Genomic DNA, 21,451 nt, shown 5'->3' on the forward strand with positions numbered 1-21,451 from the left:
ACGTCCGGGGACCGACCGACACCGAATCGGGGACCGACACCACCGGGGACCGGGGACCGACCGACACCGAATCGGGGACCGACACCACCGGGGACCGGGGACCGACCGACACCGAATCGGGGACCGACACCACCGGGGACCGGGGACACAAGGTCCCTCTCCGCCGGAAGACGACGCCGAAGGCCCGGACGAAGAACAAGGGGAAGCGCGGTCGACCCCGAACTCCGCAGGCCCGGCGACCGCCCCGTGAACCGGAGCAGTCGGTGGACCAGCTCGTCCAGCAGGTCCGTCCTCACGTCCCCGCCCTGCTCGAACGGGACGGCAACGAGGCGGTCACCCGTGTGCAGCTGCGGGAGATCCTCCGCCGCGAGGGCTTGAAGGGCGGCCGGAACGACCGGCTGAGCCTCGTGCTCCAGCAGCTGCGGAGCGACGACACCACAACGACCAGGGGCACCGCCCGATGAAGACCTGCCACCAGTTCGACACCGTCCGCGCGGAGTACCAGCGGGAGATCGGCTTCATGGTCGCCCACTCCCAGCGGCACGCGGGCAGGCCGGCAGCGAAGGCCAGCGCGAAGCAGGCTGCCTCGACGAAGCAGCGGATGGCCCGCGCGCTCACCAGCCACGTCAGTCGCTGCCCCGAGTGCGGCTGACCTGGCAAAACACCAGCTCAAGGCCCTCATCGCAACCGGTGGCCCGGCTCCGTGCCGGGCCACCGCCCCGCTCCAGGAGACACCCCGTGATTCCTCACCCCCCTCGCTCGGCCGAGCCCACATACGCCGAGGCCAGCGCCTGGGCCGACGTCCTGGTCAGCCGGCGACTCCTGCACGCCGCCGTCCTCACACCGACCGGCCAGTGGCTCGTCCAGACCCAACCCGACGGACCCGTCCGCCTCCTTCAAGGGCCGGCCGACGTCCTGGCCCTGGCCGCGACCATCCAGCAACGCACCCGCTCTACGAGGCCCGAATCCCGATGACGAACGCACCCAAGAGCAGCACCACCCCGGAACCTGATCCCGACTCCAACTCGGTGTCGGGGCGAGCAAGTTATCCCCTTGGATACTCCGCCTTGAGCGGAGTATCCAAGGGCTCCCCCGCCCCTGGGGGGCCGGGGCTCGTCCGGCGCCGGGGGACGCCAGACGAGGAGGCTGCGACCGAGGGCGGATCGCAGCCAGAGGGGACGCAGGACGAACGTGAGCAGCCTCGCACGCGCCGCCGCAAGTACCAACGTCGCCAACGTCCGCACGTCCGCAACACCCGCTTCAGTGACGACGAACTCATCCTCGTGACCGCCGGCGCGAAGGCCGCCGGCCTCACCCTCGCCGGCTTCCTCGCCCGTGCTGCTCTCTCTGCTGCCCGTGACCTCGAACGAACCGCTAGTGCCGTTGCCGACGAGCGTGAGGTGATCGCCGAGTTCTTCGCCGCCCGTCGGCACCTCGGCCACATCGGCAGCAATCTGAACCAGATCGCCCGAGCGGTCAACGCCGGAGCTCACCCGGGCGAACTCGACGTGGTCATCGCGGCCACCGACCGCGCCGTCCAGCGCGTCCAGCGCGCCACCGACCGACTCCTCCACCACGACTAGGACCGCCTCACCTTCATGATCCCCAGGATCCAAAAGCGTGGCCAGCGCACCATCGGCCTTCTCTACTACCTCTACGGACCGGGCAAGTTCGAGGAGCACTCCGATCCCCACCTCGTCGCCTCCTGGGACCACAACGCTCCCGACCCCGGCCGCGACGCCACCGCGACCCTCAAACAGCTCCAGCAGCTACTGGACCAGCCCGTCGAGAACATCGACCCGTCGCAACGACCGAAGAAGCATGTGTGGCATCTGTCCGTGCGCAATGGCGGCGAGGACCGGATCCTGTCGGATCAGGAATGGGGAGACGTGGCCCGCCGGATGGTCGCCGCTGCAGGCATCGACGACCCCGAGGCTGGAGCGGGCTGCCGGTGGGCTGCTGTACGGCACGCTGACGACCACATCCATATCGTCGCCACCCTCGTCCGTGAAGACGGCTACAAGCCTGATCTCGACAACGACGCCATCCGTGTGCAGGCGCAAGCCCGAGTCCTCGAAGCGGAGCTGGGTCTGCGGCGCCTCCACAAGGGTGACGGCACCGCAGCGAAGCGGCCCACCAGCGCCGAACGCCACAAGGCCCAACGCCAGGGCCGCGAGCGCACCGCACGCGAGGAGCTGCGCGAAACCGTACGACGGGCGGTGGCCGGCGCGCGGAGCGACGAGGAGTTCTTCGACCGGCTCGCCGCCGCCGGCCTCCTGATCCGCAAACGCGCCGCGCCCTCCGGCGACCTCCTCGGATACAAGGTCGCTCTGCCCGACGACCTGAACAAGGACGGCGAGCCGGTGTTCTATCCCGGCGCCCGCCTGGCCCCCGACCTGTCGCTGCCACGCATCCGCGAGCGCTGGACCGGTGAGGCCCAGGATGTTCCAGCTGCCCAGAAGGAGGCGATCCCTACGGGGCCGGGCAGTCCGGCCGCCGCGCGCCGCGGGACGGCATCGGCTGTGTGGCAGGCCGTGCTCGTCATCGAGCACGGCGACGATGCGGTCGCCGCCGCCCACATCGCCGCGGCCGGCGAGGTCGTGGACGCCCTCGCGAAGACGTCAGCTGCCCACACCCGCCGCGAACTACGCGACGCCGCAACGGCTTTTGAACGGGCCTCGCGCTCTCACATCCGCGCCGTACGCGGGCACGATCGAGCCCTGCGGCAGGCCGCCCGCGACCTCGTCCAGGGCGGCCCGGCCCTCGGCCGCGGTGAGGACGGCGCCACCACGGCGATGGCGATCGACATGCTGTTCTTCCTGATCACCGCCGCCGCGCACTGGCATGCCAGGAAGGGGCACGCCCAGCAGGCCGAGGCCGCCGCCCGCGCCGCCGAGCACCTTCGCACCGCCTACCAGGCCGCCGCCGCCCAGCCGCTCGGTGTGCTCTACCAGCGCGGCCGGCGTCTGAGCCGGCCGATGCTCCAGCGGCAGACGGTGCTGCTGCGCGAGGCGCTGCCAGAGCTGGCCGAGCAGATCCTCGCCGAGCCCGGCTGGTACGCCCTGGCGGCGACGATCGCGGAGGCCGAAGCCGCCGGCCACGACCCGGCCGCCCTCCTGACCGACGTTGCCGCACGGCGCGAACTCGGCACTGCGGACTCCGTCAGCGACGTGCTCGTGTGGCGGATGCGACGGACCGCCGACCTGCCCGCCGATGCCTCCCACCTGCCCGAGACCAACACCGCAGGGAACCGGTCCACGACGCGCGGGACGACCACCAGGCACTCCACGCCCGGCAGGCGACGCAGCGGAGAAGAGACCCCGCGCAAGACCCGGTAGGCCGCCAGATGCCGGTACAACGACGTGTGATCGGGCACACCGTGGCAACGCCGCAGCACCGTACCGAAATACGCCCGAGAAGCCGAGCACCCCGGCTGACCTGGCCGGAGAGGCTGTGGACTTTGTGAATTGAAACCACCGGTGGCGTGGGGCACGATCATGAAGCGCGCAGGACGAAACGACGAGGTAGAGGAGGCCGCCAGGGTGTTTCACCGGATACGCCGCCGGGCCAAGGAGCCGAGCGAAGCTCAGAGGCAGTTCGCCGAACTGCACGCGCAGCTGCAGGGCCAGGTACCGCCCGGCTTCGGAGTACCGGCGCCTGAGCCGGAGCCCACCGAGCCGGCCGCCGTCGTGGACGACTTCCTTCCGCCGGAACTGCGCGTGCCGAGCCACGACCAGGTCGAAGGCAAGATGATGCCCTGGGCGCAGCCCCTCGTTCTCGACGGCGAGATGGCTGCCTGTGCCGAGTGCGGCGCGTACCGGGACTGGCTCATCCTCTCCACCCGCGGCGAGATCTGGCTGCGCTGCCGGGCCGGCCATCAACAGCGGGAGACTCGCATCGACACCGCCTGGTACAACCGGCACTCCGGGCCGGTGGACGCGACGCACGCCACGTTCGAGGACTGCCTGCGCCACCTCGGACACTGACCACCACTCCTACGACCCCACCGGGCCTGCGGGCCCGCACTGACCACCCGTCGCCTAGCACCAAGGGGTCAGTTCCGCCATGCGCGTTCGCGTCGCCACCACCGCCCTGGGCATCACCGCGGCCCTCCTCGCCCTGCCCGCCTGCTCCACCGACACCACCGGGACCAAGCACCAGACCTCTTCCTCCTCCTCCCGTACGGGAAAACCGTCCGGTGCCGTCCAGAATCCGGCCGCGCTCGGTTCCCGCCTGCTCGACCAGAGCGACCTCGGAAGCGGCTACCTGCCGAAGCCCGAGCGTCCGGCCCAGCACGACGACGTCACCGTCATCGGCTGCCCGGCCCTGAGCGAACTGGGCGGCGACGCGGCGACCGGCGGCACGCTCGCCTTCCCGCACAAGGCGAAGGCTGACTTCACCTACGGCAACAGCTCCTCGGAGATCTCCGAGGAGCTGTACAGCGACAGCCCGAACAAGCTGTCCGACGGCATCGACCGGATCTTCGACGCCATGACCGGCTGCCCGACCTATCAGGTCGTCGCGGGCGGCACCCCGGTTGACGTGACCTCGCAGAAGCTGCCCGTACCCCACCGCGGCGACGAGGAGTGGAGCCAGCTCCTGACGTTCCTCGCCGAGGGACGGAGCACCGTGGTCAAGCAGACCGCGATCCGCGACGGCAGCCTGCTGCTGGTCGTCTCCGGCTCCCCAGCCCTCGTCGACCGCCACCTCGACAAGGCCCTCGCCAAGGCCACGGCGACCAGCTGACCTGCGTGCACGTCACGCTGCTGCCTCCGACCTGCACAGGTCGGGGGCAGCGGCGCGTTACGGGCTGACGCGTTGAGCAGCGCGAGCGGCTTGGGCCGGCACCCAGGCTCGGACCTGGCCGGGCTGTACGTAGAGCACGTTCGGGTTGTGACTGTGCGGCCCGTAGCCGCTGGAGGCGTTCACGATCAGGTACGCCCCCGCGGGGACGTGCCAGTTCCAGAACCAGGCGTCCTGCTGCCGCCCGGTGTCGCACCAGGTCACGACAGCTTTGGAGCCACGGCGACCGCGCTGGTAGACCCGTGCCACCTGGAGGAGTTGCCCCTGCCCGGAGCTTCGGTGCTGCTGGAATGCCTGCCACTGCGCCGCGAGGGCAGCCGTGCGCTTGCGGCGTGAACGGACCGTCAACGCGATCGTCACGGCGACGACGAGAGCGACGACCAGAAAGGCCCCGAGGCTGGTGTGCATTGCCGCATCCTGCACCGTTCCATCATCGGGCAGCAATCCTTCCTCGGAGGACCCATCGGCCACTTCACACCCGAAAAGCAAGAAAGCCCGGCACCCCCAACTGGGAGGGTGCCGGACTGCGTTCGTCGAGAAATACGAGCGGGGCGTTAGATGGCCGGCGCGCGCAGGAGGCGTTCCCGGGTGGCCTCGGGCAGCACCCTCCGCAGGACCGGTGCGGTCGAGCTGAGAGACGCGGCGAAGGCGGCGACGAGATCGTGCGGGACGCTCGCGGCGAACGATGCCGCCCACAGACACGGTGCGCCGAGCGCGGGCTCGGCCCACGCCTGCCATCCAGACGGTCCCGTGTCGTCGTCTTCGGCGTACAAGGTCCGCGGGTCGGCGTCCTGGATGAGGGGCGGGACCTCGCCGAGGCTGATGTGCGAGGTGAACGTCGGGTCCGTCGCTGCCGCTTGAGGCTGGTCGATGTCGCGGAGCCATCCGTGGGCGGCGACAGCGTCGAGGACCAACTCGGCTCCGGCGAACGGCACGGCAGGCTGGTCGCTTGCGTCGAGTGCGACGAGGAAGTCGACCACCGCCTCGCCGGGGACGTCGCGGGTGAAGTAGGCGGACCACTGGGCGAGCGGGCTGCTCGCCTCGGCTCGGGCGGAGACCTGCCAAGCGATCGGCAGCTCGCCCAGGTGGAACGGCTCGTCCGCCAGGCCCCACTGGGCCCAGCGTAGGGCGTCGGGACTGATGTGCAGGACGGTGCTGCGCAGGACTTGGCGATCCTCCGGTGCCTCGTCCAACTCATGCCGTCCGCGGACGATCGTCAGGCTCGTCCAGCCCAGGCCGGCGAGCGTGTCAGCGACGACATCGTAGAGGCGCCCATCGTCACCGGCCAGGTGCCGGGGGCCGACCCAGAACGCGGGCTGGCCGCCGCGTGGGGCGGACGAGTGAAGCGGGAACTCGGGGTACAGGGGCGCCTCCAAGGGCTCGGTGCGTATCTAGTTGCCGCCGGCACGGCGGCGGGGGCGGCGCGGGGGGGCCTGGACAGGCCCCTGCCGCGTCAGCTCGATGGCGACCTCCGGTGGCAGGTGGCCGAGCTGTGCGTCCTCGCCCCGCCCTTCAGCGAGGTAGACGACGGTTCGTCCGGTCTCGTCGACCGACTGCAGGACCCGCGCCAAGCGGTGGGCCATCGGGAAGAACGGGTTCATAGCCTGGCGGACCGGAGCATTCCGGTCGCAGCCGGACAGCAGATCGATGAGATTGCCGACGGTCATCTCCGGGGATGTCACGAACAGCCTCCTGGAATGCGGGGAAACGGGTGCGGTGGAGCGGGCGGCCGTTCGGACGGCCAGCTGGCTCACAGGGCGGGCATCACCTGTCGGTGTCCGCCCTGTCACAGGCGGCGTGAGGTCTCCAGCACGCGCGCGACGGCGGCGGCGACGATGTCGGCCGGCGTCTCGGTGTCGAACGACAGGTGATAGCCGCGGACCCCGGCGGTGCCGGTGACGGCGATCTTCCATCCCTCACCGTCCGTGCCGGGACGCCCGAGCGGGAACCAGCCGAGGTAGAACCTGCCGTCCTTGCTGCTGACGTACACGTCCGCGCGGTCATCGACGATCAGATGGAAGTCCTCGGCGGAGAACTGGTCCATAACCAGGGTCGGCTGACCGGGGCCAAGCTGCCACTCCCGCAACCGCAGGGCTTCGACGGTAGTGGAAAAGCCGGTGCCCACAGGGGCTACGGTCACGGGCAATCACCTCTCTGACCTGGGGTTTCTCGCAAGGTCGTCTACGTTGACATGACCTCGCACCCGTTGGCCAGTCTTTCCGCGATCTTTCCTGTCTGCCCCGGGCGAACTGCCCAAGCACCACCTCATGTGGGATCTCAGACGGCGTGGCCAAATCTCGCGGCCGTTGGCCAACCCGTGGCCGACTGGCCACGGATCTGAGACTCCCCAGCCCACTCTGCTCGCTCTTTTGGGTGAAAGTGAAGTAGTGCAGCCACCGTCTGGACAGCCTCTCGGTAGCCCGGCCCCTCTGCCCGGCACACCGCCACCCGTCTGGAGCAGTGGCGCACCTGGTACGCACAGGACCACCTCTCGCTCCAGGACATCGCCGACCACGAAGGAACAAGCGTCTCGACCGTCAGACTCGCATTCCTCAAGAACCCCGTCCCTCTGCGCCCCGCCGAGTCCTATCCGGGCCGCCCAAAGGAAATGATCCTCAGCTGCGAACAAGCCGGCCCGATCGAAGGGAAGGTTTTCGGAAACCCATCCCGGCAGTCGCTCCGTCTCCTAGCCTGTTCTGCGGCGATCACGGGCGAGGCAGCAAAGGTGTAAAGCGTGGTTGGGGGCGACTTACCGGGGACGGGGAAGGCCGACGACCTTGCCGTGGTCCTTTCGATGTCCAAGTTCCGGCTTGCCCACGCGGACGACGATGGCGAGGGCGAGGATCCGGAAGACCCGCCAGAACGATCGGCCTGGCCAGATCTCGATTTCGCCGAGGACCTCGGTGTGCTCGTTGCCCAGCGCTTGTCGGGAGTGCTGGCCGGGCCTCCGGACCACCTGCACAACCCGGATCACTCGACGGTCGCCCGTCGCATGGACCGGTTGCTGAGCGAGATCAGGGAGGGCGGGGACGCGATCGTCCACGTCCTCAGCCATGGCTTCATCCTGCGGAGAGCGCAGGAGCTGTGCATCGTCGCCAAGGACTCCTTGCCTTCGGACCACCGGGACGTCGTCCAGACGGTTTTCGGGATCACACGGTTCCTCACCGACGCGGACCGGTGCTCCGGGCGCATCCTGCTGCTGCTCGATGTCTGCCACAGCGGGGCAGGCATCGATCCGACGACAGACGTCACCTTCCCGGACCGCCGTGCGTTCGTCATCGCCGCCTGCCCGTCCAACAAGCAGGCACGAGGCGGACGCTTCTCCCAGGCGGTCAGCGACGTCCTCAAAGGTCTGGCTCAGGGCCACAGCGAGATCCACCCGAGCGAGCGCTTCGTTCGTCTCACCTGGTTCAAGGACGCGGTCCACAAAAGGGTACGCAAGCTGTGCACGGACGCGGACGAACCGGTACAGGAGGTCGTCTCCAGCGACCTGCACGCACCCGTGACCCAGTTCCTGCCCAACCCGTGGTTCCGCGAGGACCCCGCAGAGGTCCTGGGGTTGAAAAGCTACTGGGCCCTGCAGGAGTTCATCGTCGGCAGTGTGCATCCCTCGCTCGATGTGGATCACTACTTGTCACGCGCGTCCGGGCGCGATACGGCGCAGCAGGCTCAGCCGACCTGCCACTTCTCCGGCCGTGAAGCGGAGTTGGAACAGATCCGCGCCTGGCTTGCGAATGGCGCGGAGGAAGGTGCGACGCTGTGCGTCGTCACCGGGAGCCCTGGGGTCGGCAAGTCCGCGCTGCTGGGCGTCGTGGTCTGCTGTACCCACCCGCAGCTGGCCAAAGAACTCAGGCCGGTCATGAACAGCATCCCGAAGAAGCTCCGTCCCGATCCCCGCTCCCAGGTGGCCGCGGTGCACGCGCGGGGCATGGTCCTGAGCCAGGTTGTCGACGCAGTCGCCGCCCAGCTCGACCTTCCGCTGCCGCCGGAGGGCTGGACCGCTCAGAAACTGGTGGACGCGGTAGCCGGGCTGGCGGAGGAACCTCTGATCGTGGTGGATGCCCTGGACGAAGCCATCGAGAGCGTCCAGATCAGTGTGGAGCTGCTGCTGCCGCTGGCGAACCGGGAGGACCAGGGAGGCGGCCGACGGCGGGCATGCCAGCTCCTGGTGGGTGTGCGCCCCTATTGGGACAAACTTCCCCAGTTGGCCGAGGCTGCTCGCGACGCCCGCCAGTCGCTGGTCGATCTGGACGCCGTCGACCGGGCGGGGCTCAGGGACGCCCTGACCGATTACATCGACGACATGCTCAGTTACACGGACACCTACCTCACCCGCGGAGAGGAGCGGCTCAAGGTCGTGCAGGGCGCGGCTGAGCGGATCGAAAGCCGCGCTGAAGGGGGAGAGTTCCTCGTGGCCCAGCTGTCCGCCCGGTTCCTCGAGGCTGCGGCCCCGATGACCGAAGAAGAGCTCGAGCGCGCGCTCAGCGGACTACCTCTGACCTTCGCCGCCCTGTTGGAGACACAGCTGAGCGAAGAACGTACCCATCCGTGGGCACGCCCGGTCCTCGCGGCCCTGGCCTTCAGCGCGGGCAGCGGAATGCCCGCCGATGCGATCGCCGATGTCGCGCCCGAGTTCCACCCCCAGAAGGCACGGCCGACCCGTGCCGACGTCCGTTCGGCGCTGGACCACGTGGCGTTCTACCTCCGGCACGACGTCGACCCGACGTACGGGACGACGCTCTACCGGCTCTTCCACCAAGAGCTGGTGGACCATCTGCATCGGCACCCGCGCGCCGGATCCGGCCCGTCGGCCGGGTCGCTCGCCGACCGGCCTGAAGGAGGATCGGGTGCAGGCCCGGTGACGGCGTCATGAGCCGGGACGAAGAGGCCGTCTTCCGACGCCTGCTGTCCAGCCTGCCGCGCTACGGGGCCGGCCGGCGCTGGGACCTCGCCGATCCCTACCTGCGACGGCATGCCGCCGAGCACGCGGCCCGGGTGGGTGGCGACCTGCTCGGCGAACTTCTCTCCGACGGCGAGTACCTCGTGAACGCGGACCCGAGGTCCGTCACATCGGCACTCTCCCCCTTCCGGGACGTGTACGGGGGCTTCATCCAGCAGCTGCTCGACGTGTACTGCGCCTCCGTCAGTTGGCATCAACGGGTGGACCCGGGAGCGCGACGTCAGATCCTTGCCCTCGACGCCCTGCGCCTCGGCCACCGGGAACTGGCAGCGAGCATGGAACGTCTGCCAGGCGGCCGCGTACTCCCGTGGCACTGCGTGTGGTCGAGCGCCACCAACGTCTCCCCATCGGCAGGCGCCACCATGACTGGTCACGCCGAGGCCATCACCGCACTGACCGTGACCGAGGTCGCCGGCTGCCTGGTGGCGGCAACGGGCAGCAAAGACCGTACGGCTCGGATCTGGGACCTCACCACCGGCCGGACCCGGCACGTACTGCTTCACGGCTCGCCGGTCACCAGCCTCGCCTCCACCCTTCTCGACGGCCGGCCGATCCTGGTAACCGGCAGCGACCGGATCACCCGGTGGGATCTGTCGACCGGCCATCCGCTGGGCTCGGTGTCCGTGGGATCTCCCGTCAGGCAGCTCGCCCTCAATGACTCCGGTCTGATCGCCATGGCCACCGAGACCTTCCCCTACGTGGCCGACCTGCGTGCAGAATCAGAACCTCCCCGGCCGGTGCGAGCCGCAGGACAGCGGGTCCGGTTCGTGGCCGTCTGCCGCGAAGGGAGCAGCCGCTTCGCGCTGGCCGTCACCGAGGGCAGCTACGTCAGCGCCTTCGCCCTGCCCGGCGGCGAGCTCCGGTACCGGAACGTGCTGCGCCGCAGCGGCGACACTGCGGACCGGATCACCGCCCTCGCCACCCAGGACATCAACGGCCAGTGTGTGGCGCTCGTCGGCCACGAGAGCGGAGCCTGTACGGCCTTCCACGCACACAGCGGCCTGCTCGTCCATTCCCTGCTCCACCCGGCCGTCACCGAGGGTCGGCGGCCCCGCGGGGTGCGCAACGAGGTCGACTCCATCGAAATCCACCCGTCGGCGCATGGCTGGCGGGCTGTCGCGGGCCACCGCGACGGCATGCTGCGCACCTGGGACCTCGGCTCCGGCGGGCTGCTGCGCGAGGAACGCGCACACGCCGGCTCCGTCACGGATCTCGTGACCACCACCGTGAACGGCCGCCGCGTGTTGCTGACCGCCTCGGAGGACGACACGGTCCGTTCCTGGGATGCGGAGACGGGCGAACTGCGGGACGTCCTCGCCGGACACACCAGTGGGGTCACCCGCGTCGCGCCTGCCCTGTCCGGCCTGCCCGGTACCCGTCCAGTGGCGGTGACCGTGTCGAAGGACCGGACCGTGCGCACCTGGGACCTGCGCAACCGCCGGCCGGCCCGGCTTCCAGGCGAACACCCGAACTGGGTCCGCACCCTCGGCCTCCACCGCATCGACGGCCGGCTATACGCCGTCACCTCCTGCCGCGACGCCACCATCCGGGTGCTCGACGCGGACACCGGCGAGAACGTACGGGAGTTCACGGAACCGGACGTGCAGCCCCTCCAGGCCGCCGACGTCCTCACGCAGAGCGGGTTCACCTGGATCGCCGCAGGTGGCGAGGAGGGCCGGCTGCACCTGTGGGAGTACAGCACGCCGGAGCCGAGGGAAAGCACGGGCTCCGGCACCAGCGCAGTCACCGCGCTGGCGATCCTCGCCCGGGACCCGTTCGGGTTCCAGGTGGTCGCAGGCAGGAACGACGGCGCGCTGGCCGTCTGGTACCCGGGCACCGGTGAGGAACCACGGCTGCTCGCCCCGCCCGGGCGTGGCAGAGACGCCGGAGTGTCCGCACTGGCCGTCGCCGCAACCTCACGCGGACCGGTGGTCCTCAGCGGAGCGTACGACGGCACGTGCCGGACGCTGCTCCTGCACAACAGGCGCCTGTTGCACAGCCACCGCTACGGGACACCAGTCAAGGCGGTCGCGATCGGATCGGTCGCCGGTGAGCAGGTCACCGCGGCGGGCGACGACAGTGGTCGGATCACCCTGCACCGCCTGGACGACGGCACTGCACTGCGCACCCTGCTGGGGCATACCGGCCCCGTGCGCTCACTCGCCTTTTCCCGGGTCGGTCACGTGGACGCCCTGGTCTCGGGCAGCTCCGACGGCACCGTCCGCATCTGGGAGCCCTCGACCGGATCCCCGCTCGACCGCATCGACCTCCCGGATTACGTCCAGACCGTCGCCCATGCCGACGGCGTCCTGGCCATCGGCTATGGGCGGGAGGTCTCCGTGTTCGCCCCGTCAAGCCGGCCGACCCAGCCGGAACACCGAGCAGAAGGAAGCCGATGACCCGCATTCTCGCCATCCACGGCGTCAACCAGTATGACCCGGCGCGCACACCAGAAGCGGCCGCCTCCCGCCTCGGCGCGGTCTGGCACCAGGCCCTCAACCGGAAGCTGCCCGTTCCCGTGGATGCCGTGGACATGCGTCTGGTGTACTACGCGGACCTACTGCGTCCTACCGGTCCCGCCGCACAGAGCGCCACTGACGACCTCGACCACTTGTCACCCGAGGCCGCTGACGCCGCGCGCCGATGGGGTGAATTGCACGGCCTCGATCTGAACAAGGCACAGGGCCGGGTCCTGACGCCCGTCCGCTGGGTCGCGGACGCCGTCGCCCAGCGCAAGGGGCTGGACAGCAAACTCGTCCGCAGGTTCGTGGCCTCCTACTTCCCCGAACTCGTCGCCTACCTGCACTCCCCCGCGCGCCAGGCGGTGCAACAGCGGCTGGCGGACGCCATCGCCAAGGAGTCACCCACGGTTCTGATCGCCCACTCGCTGGGCTCGGTCGTCGCCTACGACACGCTCTGGCAGCACGCCCACAAGGTCGACGTGCTGCTCACCATCGGGTCGCCGCTGGCAATGCCGGACATCGTCTTCCCGCACCTCCAGCACACACCCAGGTCCGGCAAGGGAGTACGGCCGCACACGGTGGGCCACTGGATCAATATCGCCGACCCCGGAGATCTGGTCGCCATTCCTCAGCCCCTCACCCACCACTTCGACGCCGTCGACTCGAACGTGTCGTCGGGCATCGGTGCTTTCAGCTTCCACAAGGCCGCCTCCTACCTCAAGTGCTCCGCCACAGCCAAGGCGCTCGCTCCGTTCCTCGGATAACGCCTTCTCGCTAACGGGTCGTACCGGTGCCCGGCCATCGGAGCGTGCCACTAGCCCGGACGCCCGGATCCGTGGGCAGGGTGCCGAGCGATGATCGACACCCTGCCGTATCGGCGTAAGGACCTTGTCACCGGGGGTTGGCTACCTCACAGCCTCCGCAAGCGTCGGCTGACATAGGGTCGGTTGGATCGAGTCCGAAGTCACCGCCGGAGTCTGCTGCCGTCTGCACTCAGGAAATGGCCGCCCTCGTGAGACGCAACTTCCATGCCACGGGAGACAACTAGCAGAGCGCCAGGTCAGCGAGCAGTCCCATGGCATGAGCCGCGAGACCCTACACGAACCTGTTGGGTCTTACGGCTGATGTCCTAATCGCACGAGCCGTGTCGTACCGATGTCGTATACGACATCGCCGTGAGACTAGCGCGTGGGTGGGTGTTGCTGCCCCGGGTGTGTGGTGCTCGTCGAGCTCCGGTTGGACTCGACGTGTTTCAGTGGTCCATCCGTCTGTGGTGACGGATCTTGTTGCCGTTCCTCTGTGGGCTAATCAGCCCACTCCATGGCTTGGGCGGCGCACAGAGCCGGCGAGCACGAGATATACGGAGGTACCAGTGAAGGCAATCGTCGCGACGGATCCGGCCGCGGAAGCAGCCGGGATCACACTCGCGGAGCGGCCTGAGCCGACGCCGGCGATCAACGACGTCGTCGTTGAAGTCCATGCGTCGGGCTTCGTCCCCGCGGAGTGGGAGTGGCCCTCGACGTGGGTCGATCGCGCCGGTCGCGATCGAGCCCAGGCGATCATCGGCCACGAGTTCGCCGGAGTGGTCACCTCCCTCGGCTACGGCACGACGGGGCTCTCGCTGGGACAGCGGGTGTTCGGGATCACGGACTGGCACCGCGATGGAACCCTGGCCGAGTACGCGGCCGTGGAGGCACGCAACCTGGCGCCGCTGCCGGGGAACGTCGACTTCACGGTGGGTGCGAGCCTGCCGATCTCCGGCCTGACCGCGTGGCAAGGTCTGTTCCAGCACGGTCGTCTTCAGGCGGGGCAGAGCGTCCTCGCACACGGCGCCGCCGGCGCAGTCGGGTCCGTGGTTACGCAGCTCGCCCGGGAGTTCGGCGCCTACGTCATCGGTACCGGGCGGGCGGCGGACCGCCAGGCGGCGCTCGACTTCGGCGCGAACGAGTTCCTCGACCTCGCCACCGAGGATCTCGACGACATCGGCGGGGTCGACGTGGTCTTCGATGTCATCGGCGCTGACATCCAAAGGCGCTCGGCGAGAATCATCCGGCCTGGCGGGACGCTGGTGTCGGTGGTCGGGCCTGTTGAGGCTCGCCCTGTCGACGGCTTGGCGGTCGACTTCGTCGTCGAGTCCGTTCCGAGTCAGCTGGTGGAGATCGTCGACCGGGTGCGGGACGGGCGCCTTCGCACGCACATCGGAACCGTCGCGACCCTCGACGACGCCGTCCCTGCGCTCAACCCGACCGAGCGGCGCAAGGGCAAGACCGTCATTCGCGTGCGCCCCTGAGCGCCCTGGAATGGGCCAGCAGCGGTGGTGGGCTGGACGACCGCTGACCTGCCCGGTGTCGGACGAGGAAATGCCACGGACTTGAGACTGATCATGGTGACACGGCCGTGAGACAACCAAGAAAGCCCAGGTCGCAAAAGATCGACATGTCGGACGCGGCGAGATCCGACACCTCAGACGAGGGTCATACCGACGTCCGGCGCACCCCGCCGGGGTTCCACAGATGGCTCGGTACCCAACACCGGGTGCGGTCCGGGACCGTGCCAGAGTGATCCGCATGATCCCCGCACACGTCCCCGACGAGCCGCCCTTGACCTACGCCGACAGCTTCGACATACCGGTCCTGTTCCGTAACGGGCCCGCGAAGAAGCCCCGACGGCAGTGGCGGACGGCCCAGCACAAGGCGTGGACCGCCTCGGACGGATTCCCGGCCGCCGACGGCTGGTACGCGCCGACCACCACGTGGCGGGAGATCATCAAGGCCGCCACCGAAGTCGGCCGCGACGTCACCCCGCACCTGCAGAACCAGCCGCGCTACGCCCACGGGGAACTCGTCGCCCGAGTCTCCCCGCTGTACGCGTACCTCGGCGCGCACCCCGTGACGCCCCGGCACCCCGTGGACGGCGCGAGGGGCCGGCGCCTGACCTGGAACCCGGTCTACGCGCACGGCACCGAGCGCAGTGCCAAGGTCGCCGCCGGCTACCGGCTGGGCATGACGATGACCGAGTGGGCCTGCCGCTCGCTGCTGGGCCTCGGCCAGACCGAGCACCTCGAACTCGGCGGCCCCATCCCCGCCCTGCTCAAGACGTTCAAGGACCCGAAGAAGAAGCTGCCCGACCTGTGGGGACATCACGAGACAGAGCAGCTGTACTGGCTGATTGAGGCCAAGGGCGGCGACGTGGGGCTCAAGAAGCTCCGCGAGGGGTGGGAGCAGCTCGCGGCCGGCAGCAAGGTCCTCGGCGCGTACGGGCACCGCACCGTCCTGGTCGGAGCATCCGTGAGGCCGGACGACGACCTGTTCCTCACGATCGACCACGACCTCCACCCCGGCCAGCCGCCGCTCGCCCCTGCCGGATCCGATACCGACGACGAAGCGGCGGGCCCGGGAAACCTGGAAGACCGCCTCGGCGACAGCGACGACGCACTCATCGGCGCCGCCCGCGCCCAGATGCTGGCCTACCTGGCACTGCGCTCGGCTCCCGCGGCGCAGCTGCGCACCGTACCCGTTGCCGCCGACCGCGCCTCCCGCCGCCGGCGCTCCGGGCTGACCACCCCCCTGGAAGACGACAGCCTCACTCTCGCCATGCGAGCCGACGCCCGCGGAGCAGCGGCCGACACCGAACAGCACGCCTTGCGCGCCGGAATCCGTGCCATGGGCCTCGACGACTTCCTGAGCTGCCGCATCCCCGGCACGGAGGTCCACCTCGGCATGTCCCGAAAGCTGTTCGCCGCCTGCGAGCGCCTTCACGAGGAAGACCTCGCCATCGCCCAGCGCACCCCAGGACTGCGCGCCGAGGACCAGCCGCCCGCCGACCTGGAACTCAGCGACGAAGCCCAGGAAGAACAGCGACTCACCCAGCGGCGCATCTTCCGAGAACAACAGGAGAAAGCCCGCCCACGGCTGCGTCCTCTGCTCCGCGACGCCTACGAACAAGGGGCAGCAAGCGACTGGAGCGACCTCCTCCGTCGTCCCCAGGAGCCGGCACTCGACCTGGAGGGCGACGCAAGCCTGCTCGAAGCAGCGACGCCGGAAACCTACGTAGCCGTCAGCCGCTACGACGTGCCCCCCGCACGCCTCTAGCTCTCCCATCACGACGACCGTGGCGAAGGGCTACCTGGTCTAGCGGCTCACCTGCAAGGATGCGCCAGAAATCGAACACGTGATGCAATAGCTTGTATGCGCTGCTCTGCTATCCCCGAGGACTTGGTCGCCGCACAGTGTGCGTGGGAGCGGACCTATCGGAGCCTTGCCGATCCGGCCAACCGGCAGCGGACGACAGCTCTCCGCCGCCGCCTGCTGGAGTTGTCGGTCCAGGTGTGGTGGCATCCCTACTGGCAGCAGGCCGGCACCGGGCAACGGGCAGCGCTGCGCTCCTCGGCCCGAGAGCTGGAACCAGGGCCCCGGTAGGTGAACGGCCCGCGCAGTGACCGGCGAGCGGCCGGACCCACTCCGGCCGCCATATCGCTCACGCTGCCCGATGGGCAAACCGTGCGGGTCCGCCTCCACGCCCGCCAGGAGGTCGCTGGCCCCCGTCCGTGGCGTTATCTCGTAGGCGTCCCCTCCTGGATCGCGCGGCCGGACGGGGTCGAGGCGGCCGAGTACACCGTCTGGGTGACCGACCGGCAGCTGACCCCCATCGAAGGAGTGGAACTGTCCGGCGTGCCGACCCGGCGTCTGCCCGGCCCTCCACCACAGCCGGCCCCCGGCTGGGTAGTACGTCCCGCCCCCGAGCGCCGGGGGCGGACGGTCGTGCACGACGCCGCATGCCGCCTCGCCTCGGGCGGCGGAACGGAGTTGGGCACGCAGGAAGCCGTGGACGCTCTGATGCGAGACGGCGCTCGGGCCTGCACCGACTGTGACGCGGCGGCGGTACTGGTCCCGGCGCTCGAACTCGGCCAAGGGCACGGATAGCGCAGCGACGGTCGCTACCCTCTGCCTCCTATGGAGATCCCGGAGCCCGCCGGCCCGCCCTACCTCGATCCCGACCGAGGAGATCTGCAGCGACCGGTCTGCGGAATCTGCCCGGCCACCCGTTACCCACGAGAGCAGTTCGTCGTCTACAGCAGGCCCTCCTGGGCATGCCCCTTCAACCCGGCGGACGGGCACCGCTACACCCGCGACGAGGGAGTTCCGGCCTGCGTGCACCCGGGCAAAATCAATCTGGAGCCCGACAGGATCGCACCGCCTCCGAAGACACTGGTGGACCAAGAGGAGACACCGGCTCGCCGCCGGGGGTGGCGGCCTCCCTGGTGGGCTCGCCTCACGCGCCAGCAAGGCCGGTCATGAAGCGTCGGTCCGCCAGGAGGCGCCAAGATCGGCAAGGTGCCCGCGGAGTGCACCGCGCTGCTCCTCCAAGTCCTGCGAGGCCGGCGACAGGAGATAGATGTTGTCCCGGTAGGGGCGGAAGCCCAGGCGCTCCCACCCCTGGGCGATCCTGGCGTTCACACGGTCCCATTCGGCCTTGTCGGTGATGCCGGGCGAGCACGCGACGGCCCGGCAGCCGGCCATGAGCCGGGGGATCGCCTCACACGCGAGTACGGCCGCCAAGCCGTGCCCGCGCCAGGGGGGATCCAGTGTCACGCGGTCCATGACGAGCAGCGCCGAGCCGACGTACTCCAGACGTTCGCTGACTTCGTCGGTGAAGGTGCCAGTGTCGGGATCGAGGATGGCCTGGGCGGTCTCGTACGGCTCCTCGGACTCCTCCTCCATGGGGGTCTGTGTAGCGAACGGCCTTGTCTCACATTCGGTGGTAACAGGCGGCGATAATGGTTACCTGTAGCGATTTGCCCAGCTCAACTGCCTGTCGACATCTGGACGATGAGCTCGCCACAGGCAGGGAAGCGAGGTCGCGGGCGGCCACCCGTGCGGTTCGACTAGGTGTTCTTCCCATGACTTTCAGTTACCACCGCAAGTGAGACAGGGCCTAGCGAACGGTGGAACTCGGTCGGTTTTGTTCAGCGGCGTCCGGCGGTGAGCCGGCCGTCGAAGGTGATGTCGAAGGCTTGGAGTGCGGCCTTCCAGCGCATGGTCCAGCGCTTGCGTCCGGTGCCGGTCGGGTCCAGGCTCATGACGGCCAGGTAGACGCACTTGAGGGCGGCCTGGTCGGTGGGGAAGTGCCCCCGGGCCCGGACGGCCTTGCGGATCCGCGCGTTGATGCTCTCGATCGCGTTCGTGGTGCAGACGATCTTGCGGATCTCCGTCGAACTGGAGGAAGGGCACGAACTCCGCCCAGGCCGCCTCCCAGAGCCGCACGATCGCCGGATACTTCCCGCCCCAGGCATCGGTGAACTCCACGAACCGCTCCAGCGCGGCGTCCTCGGTCGCGCGGTGTAGACGGGCCTGAGCGCCTTCGCGATCTTCTCCCAGTCCTGCCGGGCCGCGTAACGGAAGCTGTTCCGCAGCAGGTGAACAACGCAGGTCTGGACGATCGTCGCAGGCCAGACGGGTATTCACGGCGTCCGGGAGACCAGTCAGGCCGTCGCAGACCAGCATCAGGACATCAGCCGCGCCGCGATTCTTGATCTCGGTCAGGACCTGGAGCCAGTACTTCGCACCTTCACCACCGTCGCCGATCCACAGACCCAGAATGTCCCGGTGCCCCTCGGCAGTGACCGCCACCGCCATGTAGACGGGCCGGTTGGCGACCTGCCCGTCCCTGACCTTCACGTTCACGCAGTCGATGAAGACGACCGGGTAGACGCTGTCCAGCGGACGGTTCTGCCATTCCGTCATGCCGGCCATCACACTGTCGGTGATCGTGGAGACCGTGGACTTGGAGATCTCCGCGCCGTACACCTCGGCGAGATGCGCAGAGATCTCCCCGTGCGTCAGCCCCTTCGCCGACAGCGACAGGACCATCTCATCCACCCCGCCCAGACGACGCTGACGCTTCTTGACCAGCTGCGGCTCGAACGACCCCGCCCGGTCCCGCGGCACCGTGATCTCGACCGGCCCCGACTCGGTGATCACCGTCTTGGACCGGTGGCCGTTGCGGTAGTTCTCCCGACCGCCCTCGGCCCGCTCACCTGGCTCGTGCCCCAGATGATCAGTGAGCTCACCCTCCAGCGCGGACTCCAGCACCCGCTTGGTCAGCTGCTGCAGCAGGCCGCCATCCCCGGTGAGCTTCACGCCACCGGCCTGAGCCCGGGCCACCAGCTCGGCGATCAGCCCGTCATCCACGGTGCTCGCCCCACTCACAGCGGCCTTCCCGGCCTCGGTGCCACTCGTCACGTCAGTCATCAACTGTCGCTTCCAGCTCGGGAGTTACACCGCTCACCGTACAGACCCTCGTTCAGCGCAAGGTCCTCTCACCCAACGACTTCACCGACCTCACCGAGGTCAGGGACCGGCTCCGAGCCTTCGAAGACCGCTACAACGCCACAGCACAACCGTTCCAGTGGAAGTTCACCACCTCCGACCTGGACGATCTGCTGGCCAGACTCGACCGGCACACCGCCGATCACCAGGGAGAATCCTCCGCCGCGCCAGCTACATGATCAACCCCCGAAGGACTTCCGGAGCCGACCACTAAGCCCACCGCCGCGCGCGAAGGCGCATCACCGGACCCGTGGGTTCGGTGCGTTGACACTTTCAGTTCGTACCGTCTTGGAGACGTTCCTTCATGTCTGCCGTCAAGCGGATCACTGCTGCCCTGGGCTCGGACGTAGTCGGCGGCCTGCTGCTGATCGGCGCCACCGCGGTGGCGCTGACGTGGGCCAACTCGCCCCTGTGCCTCTCGTATGAGGCGCTGCGCTCCTTCACATTCGGCCCCGCCGCGCTGCACCTGGACCTGGACCTGCCGCTTGAGACCTGGGCCGCGGACGGGCTGCTGGCCGTCTTCTTCTTCATCGTCGGCAACGAGCTGAAGCAGGAACTCGTGCACGGCGAGCTGCGCGTTCCGCGCCGGGCGGCACTGCCGATCGTTGCCGCGCTCGGCGGCGCATTGGTCCAGGCCGCGGTGTTCCTCGCCGCGAACGCCACCACGTCCGGGGAGGAGCTGGGCGGGTGGGGCATTCCCATGGTGACCGATCCGGCCTTCGCCGTGGCGTTCCTTGCGGTGGTCGGCCGGCACCTGCCCGCCCGCTGCGCACGTTTCTGCTGACGCTGGCGACGGTGGACGACGTGTGCGCCGTCCTGGTGTCGCCGCCCGCCGCACTGGCACCGTGAACGTACCCGGTGCACCCTGGGAGTGGGCATCTCCCGCGCCTGGAGCCACAGGCGTGTGCCGCTCTGCCGAGGGGAGGAGGCGTGATGTCCTCATCGGCCGGCTGGGGCCGGCTGACGATCTACCTCGATGAAGCACGGCAGTGGCGGGGTCGGTCACTGGTCGAGGAGGTCGTGCGCCGTGCTTGGGAAGGCAAGCTGCGGGGGGCGAGCGTGCGCCGTGGTATTGCAGGATTCGGCGATGCTGGCACCGTACGCAGGGAGAGTGTGCTCGCGCTTGTTCAGCATCTCCCGGCCGAGATCGTCCTCGTCGACGACATGGTCATCCTGCAGACCTTCTTGACACGCCTGGACCGTATGCAGGCGGTTCTGCTGGCGACCCTCCAACCGGTTGAGGTCGTCGATATCTCCGCCGTGGCCAGCCACGATGCGCACGAGTGGTGAACACCCCCGCCGATACGGCCATCCGCCCCACCCCGGCGATCCTCCCCGCAAAGGAAGCGCGCGATGACCCCACACCTTCCCCGCCACCACCACGGGGACGACGACCTCCCTCCGCGCGCGCCCCGTGCGCCCCTCAAAGGCCCGGTCCTGCGCATGACAGTTTTCCTCGGCGAGTGGGACCAATACCACCACAAGCCGGCCTATACCGAGATCGTCCACCGCGCGCACCGCGCCGGGCTCGCCGGCGCCAGCGTCTTCCGCGGCTTCGAGGGCTTCGGTGCCTCCTCGCTCGTGCACACCACCAGCCTGCTCGACCTCGCCGAAGACCTCCCCCTGACCGTCGTGGTTATCGACGAGGAGGACCGCGTGCGTGCTTTCCTCCCACAGGTCCGCGACGTCGCCCCCCAGTCGCTGGTCACCCTGGAGCCGCTGCAGGCGGTCTGCCACGTCACCGGCTTGCCTCGACCTGCCGCCGGAGAGGAGAGGCGCTGATGCCCGTCCTGATGGTCTTTCTGGGCGGCATGATCGGCGCCCCGCTGCGGTATCTCACCGACAAGGCTGTTCAGGCCCGCCACGACAGCGTATTTGTGTAGCAGCCAGCCCGGCCG

Annotated in this window: 22 protein-coding genes and 3 pseudogenes; 18 read left to right on the forward strand and 7 right to left on the reverse strand. The window is 69.2% G+C overall.

Going from position 1 to position 21,451, the window contains the following annotated elements:
- From AB0D59_RS31870 to AB0D59_RS31900, 7 genes and pseudogenes are all read left to right on the forward strand, one after another.
- Positions 1-464, forward strand: a pseudogene (locus AB0D59_RS31870) (hypothetical protein); the annotation flags it as partial.
- Positions 461-652, forward strand: a complete 192-nt coding sequence (locus tag AB0D59_RS31875; RefSeq protein WP_362572776.1) for a hypothetical protein — start codon at positions 461-463, stop codon at positions 650-652. The pseudogene AB0D59_RS31870 and the gene AB0D59_RS31875, both read left to right, overlap by 4 nt.
- Positions 653-738: 86 nt before the next feature.
- The gene (locus AB0D59_RS31880; RefSeq protein WP_362572779.1) at positions 739-975 is read left to right on the forward strand and encodes a hypothetical protein; all 237 of its coding nucleotides are present in this window, start codon (positions 739-741) and stop codon (positions 973-975) included.
- A 308-nt stretch (positions 976-1,283) separates the two neighbouring features.
- Complete coding sequence (gene mobC / locus AB0D59_RS31885; RefSeq protein WP_362572782.1) at positions 1,284-1,583, forward strand: plasmid mobilization relaxosome protein MobC; 300 nt, start codon at positions 1,284-1,286, stop codon at positions 1,581-1,583.
- Positions 1,584-1,598: 15 nt separating this feature from the next.
- Positions 1,599-3,338, forward strand: a complete 1,740-nt coding sequence (locus AB0D59_RS31890; RefSeq protein ID WP_362572785.1) for a mobilization protein — start codon at positions 1,599-1,601, stop codon at positions 3,336-3,338.
- A gap of 204 nt (positions 3,339-3,542) precedes the next feature.
- Entirely contained in the window at positions 3,543-3,986 is a 444-nt protein-coding gene (locus tag AB0D59_RS31895) for a hypothetical protein (RefSeq protein ID WP_362572787.1), read from the forward strand.
- A gap of 79 nt (positions 3,987-4,065) precedes the next feature.
- Entirely contained in the window at positions 4,066-4,746 is a 681-nt protein-coding gene (locus tag AB0D59_RS31900) for a hypothetical protein (RefSeq protein ID WP_362572790.1), read from the forward strand.
- Between the two features lie 57 nt (positions 4,747-4,803).
- Here the strand turns inward: AB0D59_RS31900 and AB0D59_RS31905 are convergent, their stop codons facing one another.
- The 4 genes from AB0D59_RS31905 to AB0D59_RS31920 all read right to left on the reverse strand — a co-directional run bounded on the left by AB0D59_RS31905 (position 4,804) and on the right by AB0D59_RS31920 (position 6,943).
- Positions 4,804-5,211: a hypothetical protein gene (locus tag AB0D59_RS31905; RefSeq protein WP_362572792.1), complete on the reverse strand. Its 408-nt coding sequence runs from the start codon at positions 5,209-5,211 to the stop codon at positions 4,804-4,806.
- 146 nt (positions 5,212-5,357) lie between these two features.
- Positions 5,358-6,179 (reverse strand): DUF317 domain-containing protein, encoded by an 822-nt coding sequence (locus AB0D59_RS31910; RefSeq protein WP_362572795.1) that lies wholly within the window; start codon positions 6,177-6,179, stop codon positions 5,358-5,360.
- A 15-nt stretch (positions 6,180-6,194) separates the two neighbouring features.
- Positions 6,195-6,485 carry a hypothetical protein gene (locus tag AB0D59_RS31915; protein ID WP_362572798.1) on the reverse strand — a complete coding sequence of 97 codons (291 nt, stop codon included), beginning with the start codon at positions 6,483-6,485 and terminating at the stop codon, positions 6,195-6,197.
- A 104-nt stretch (positions 6,486-6,589) separates the two neighbouring features.
- A complete protein-coding gene (locus AB0D59_RS31920) occupies positions 6,590-6,943 on the reverse strand; it encodes a DUF317 domain-containing protein (protein ID WP_362572801.1) in 354 nt (117 codons plus the stop codon).
- A 654-nt stretch (positions 6,944-7,597) separates the two neighbouring features.
- Here AB0D59_RS31920 and AB0D59_RS31925 point away from each other — a divergent pair.
- From AB0D59_RS31925 to AB0D59_RS31955, 7 genes are all read left to right on the forward strand, one after another.
- A complete protein-coding gene (locus AB0D59_RS31925; protein WP_362572805.1) occupies positions 7,598-9,676 on the forward strand; it encodes a hypothetical protein in 2,079 nt (692 codons plus the stop codon).
- Positions 9,673-12,162 carry a hypothetical protein gene (locus AB0D59_RS31930; RefSeq protein WP_362572808.1) on the forward strand — a complete coding sequence of 830 codons (2,490 nt, stop codon included), beginning with the start codon at positions 9,673-9,675 and terminating at the stop codon, positions 12,160-12,162. Before AB0D59_RS31925 ends, AB0D59_RS31930 begins: the two co-directional genes overlap by 4 nt.
- Positions 12,159-12,989, forward strand: a complete 831-nt coding sequence (locus AB0D59_RS31935; protein ID WP_362572811.1) for a hypothetical protein — start codon at positions 12,159-12,161, stop codon at positions 12,987-12,989. The genes AB0D59_RS31930 and AB0D59_RS31935 overlap by 4 nt, the downstream gene beginning before the upstream one ends.
- A 608-nt stretch (positions 12,990-13,597) precedes the next feature.
- Positions 13,598-14,515 (forward strand): NADP-dependent oxidoreductase, encoded by a 918-nt coding sequence (locus AB0D59_RS31940; RefSeq protein ID WP_359556751.1) that lies wholly within the window; start codon positions 13,598-13,600, stop codon positions 14,513-14,515.
- A gap of 277 nt (positions 14,516-14,792) precedes the next feature.
- Positions 14,793-16,316, forward strand: a complete 1,524-nt coding sequence (locus AB0D59_RS31945; protein ID WP_362572814.1) for a gamma-glutamyltransferase — start codon at positions 14,793-14,795, stop codon at positions 16,314-16,316.
- Positions 16,317-16,412: 96 nt separating this feature from the next.
- Entirely contained in the window at positions 16,413-16,643 is a 231-nt protein-coding gene (locus tag AB0D59_RS31950; protein WP_362572816.1) for a hypothetical protein, read from the forward strand.
- 81 nt (positions 16,644-16,724) lie between these two features.
- Entirely contained in the window at positions 16,725-17,147 is a 423-nt protein-coding gene (locus AB0D59_RS31955; RefSeq protein WP_362572819.1) for a DUF6233 domain-containing protein, read from the forward strand.
- A 369-nt stretch (positions 17,148-17,516) separates the two neighbouring features.
- Here AB0D59_RS31955 and AB0D59_RS31960 read toward each other — a convergent pair whose 3' ends face one another.
- From AB0D59_RS31960 to AB0D59_RS31970, 3 genes and pseudogenes are all read right to left on the reverse strand, one after another.
- Complete coding sequence (locus AB0D59_RS31960; RefSeq protein WP_362572822.1) at positions 17,517-17,945, reverse strand: hypothetical protein; 429 nt, start codon at positions 17,943-17,945, stop codon at positions 17,517-17,519.
- A gap of 245 nt (positions 17,946-18,190) precedes the next feature.
- Positions 18,191-18,685: a transposase gene (locus AB0D59_RS31965; protein ID WP_362573022.1), complete on the reverse strand. Its 495-nt coding sequence runs from the start codon at positions 18,683-18,685 to the stop codon at positions 18,191-18,193.
- Positions 18,686-18,737: 52 nt separating this feature from the next.
- A pseudogene (locus tag AB0D59_RS31970) lies at positions 18,738-19,475 on the reverse strand (IS256 family transposase); the annotation flags it as partial.
- A gap of 382 nt (positions 19,476-19,857) precedes the next feature.
- Here AB0D59_RS31970 and AB0D59_RS31975 point away from each other — a divergent pair.
- The 4 genes and pseudogenes from AB0D59_RS31975 to AB0D59_RS31990 form a co-directional block, all read left to right on the forward strand.
- A complete protein-coding gene (locus tag AB0D59_RS31975; RefSeq protein WP_362572825.1) occupies positions 19,858-20,337 on the forward strand; it encodes a Na+/H+ antiporter NhaA in 480 nt (159 codons plus the stop codon).
- 149 nt (positions 20,338-20,486) lie between these two features.
- The gene (locus AB0D59_RS31980; protein ID WP_362572828.1) at positions 20,487-20,843 is read left to right on the forward strand and encodes a DUF190 domain-containing protein; all 357 of its coding nucleotides are present in this window, start codon (positions 20,487-20,489) and stop codon (positions 20,841-20,843) included.
- A 153-nt stretch (positions 20,844-20,996) separates the two neighbouring features.
- Positions 20,997-21,335: a DUF190 domain-containing protein gene (locus AB0D59_RS31985; protein ID WP_362573024.1), complete on the forward strand. Its 339-nt coding sequence runs from the start codon at positions 20,997-20,999 to the stop codon at positions 21,333-21,335.
- Positions 21,335-21,430 (forward strand): annotated as a pseudogene (locus AB0D59_RS31990) (fluoride efflux transporter CrcB); the annotation flags it as partial. The gene AB0D59_RS31985 and the pseudogene AB0D59_RS31990, both read left to right, overlap by 1 nt.
- Positions 21,431-21,451 lie beyond the last annotated feature (21 nt).

This window comes from Streptomyces sp. NPDC048417, from assembly GCF_040651615.1.
Taxonomy (GTDB): domain Bacteria; phylum Actinomycetota; class Actinomycetes; order Streptomycetales; family Streptomycetaceae; genus Streptomyces.

Excerpts from the sequence above, each read along its gene's own strand:
- AB0D59_RS31950 (WP_362572816.1), top strand. The coding sequence starts at position 16,413 with ATGCGCTGCTCTGCTATCCCCGAGGACTTGGTCGCCGCACAGTGTGCG.
- AB0D59_RS31900 (WP_362572790.1), top strand. The coding sequence starts at position 4,066 with ATGCGCGTTCGCGTCGCCACCACCGCCCTGGGCATCACCGCGGCCCTC.
- AB0D59_RS31980 (WP_362572828.1), top strand. The coding sequence starts at position 20,487 with ATGTCCTCATCGGCCGGCTGGGGCCGGCTGACGATCTACCTCGATGAA.
- AB0D59_RS31930 (WP_362572808.1), top strand. The coding sequence starts at position 9,673 with ATGAGCCGGGACGAAGAGGCCGTCTTCCGACGCCTGCTGTCCAGCCTG.
- AB0D59_RS31935 (WP_362572811.1), top strand. The coding sequence starts at position 12,159 with ATGACCCGCATTCTCGCCATCCACGGCGTCAACCAGTATGACCCGGCG.
- AB0D59_RS31925 (WP_362572805.1), top strand. The coding sequence starts at position 7,598 with ATGTCCAAGTTCCGGCTTGCCCACGCGGACGACGATGGCGAGGGCGAG.
- AB0D59_RS31945 (WP_362572814.1), top strand. The coding sequence starts at position 14,793 with ATGATCCCCGCACACGTCCCCGACGAGCCGCCCTTGACCTACGCCGAC.
- AB0D59_RS31975 (WP_362572825.1), top strand. The coding sequence starts at position 19,858 with ATGTCTGCCGTCAAGCGGATCACTGCTGCCCTGGGCTCGGACGTAGTC.
- AB0D59_RS31985 (WP_362573024.1), top strand. The coding sequence starts at position 20,997 with ATGACAGTTTTCCTCGGCGAGTGGGACCAATACCACCACAAGCCGGCC.
- AB0D59_RS31905 (WP_362572792.1), bottom strand. The coding sequence starts at position 5,211 with ATGCACACCAGCCTCGGGGCCTTTCTGGTCGTCGCTCTCGTCGTCGCC.
- AB0D59_RS31890 (WP_362572785.1), top strand. The coding sequence starts at position 1,599 with ATGATCCCCAGGATCCAAAAGCGTGGCCAGCGCACCATCGGCCTTCTC.
- AB0D59_RS31875 (WP_362572776.1), top strand. The coding sequence starts at position 461 with ATGAAGACCTGCCACCAGTTCGACACCGTCCGCGCGGAGTACCAGCGG.
- AB0D59_RS31960 (WP_362572822.1), bottom strand. The coding sequence starts at position 17,945 with ATGGAGGAGGAGTCCGAGGAGCCGTACGAGACCGCCCAGGCCATCCTC.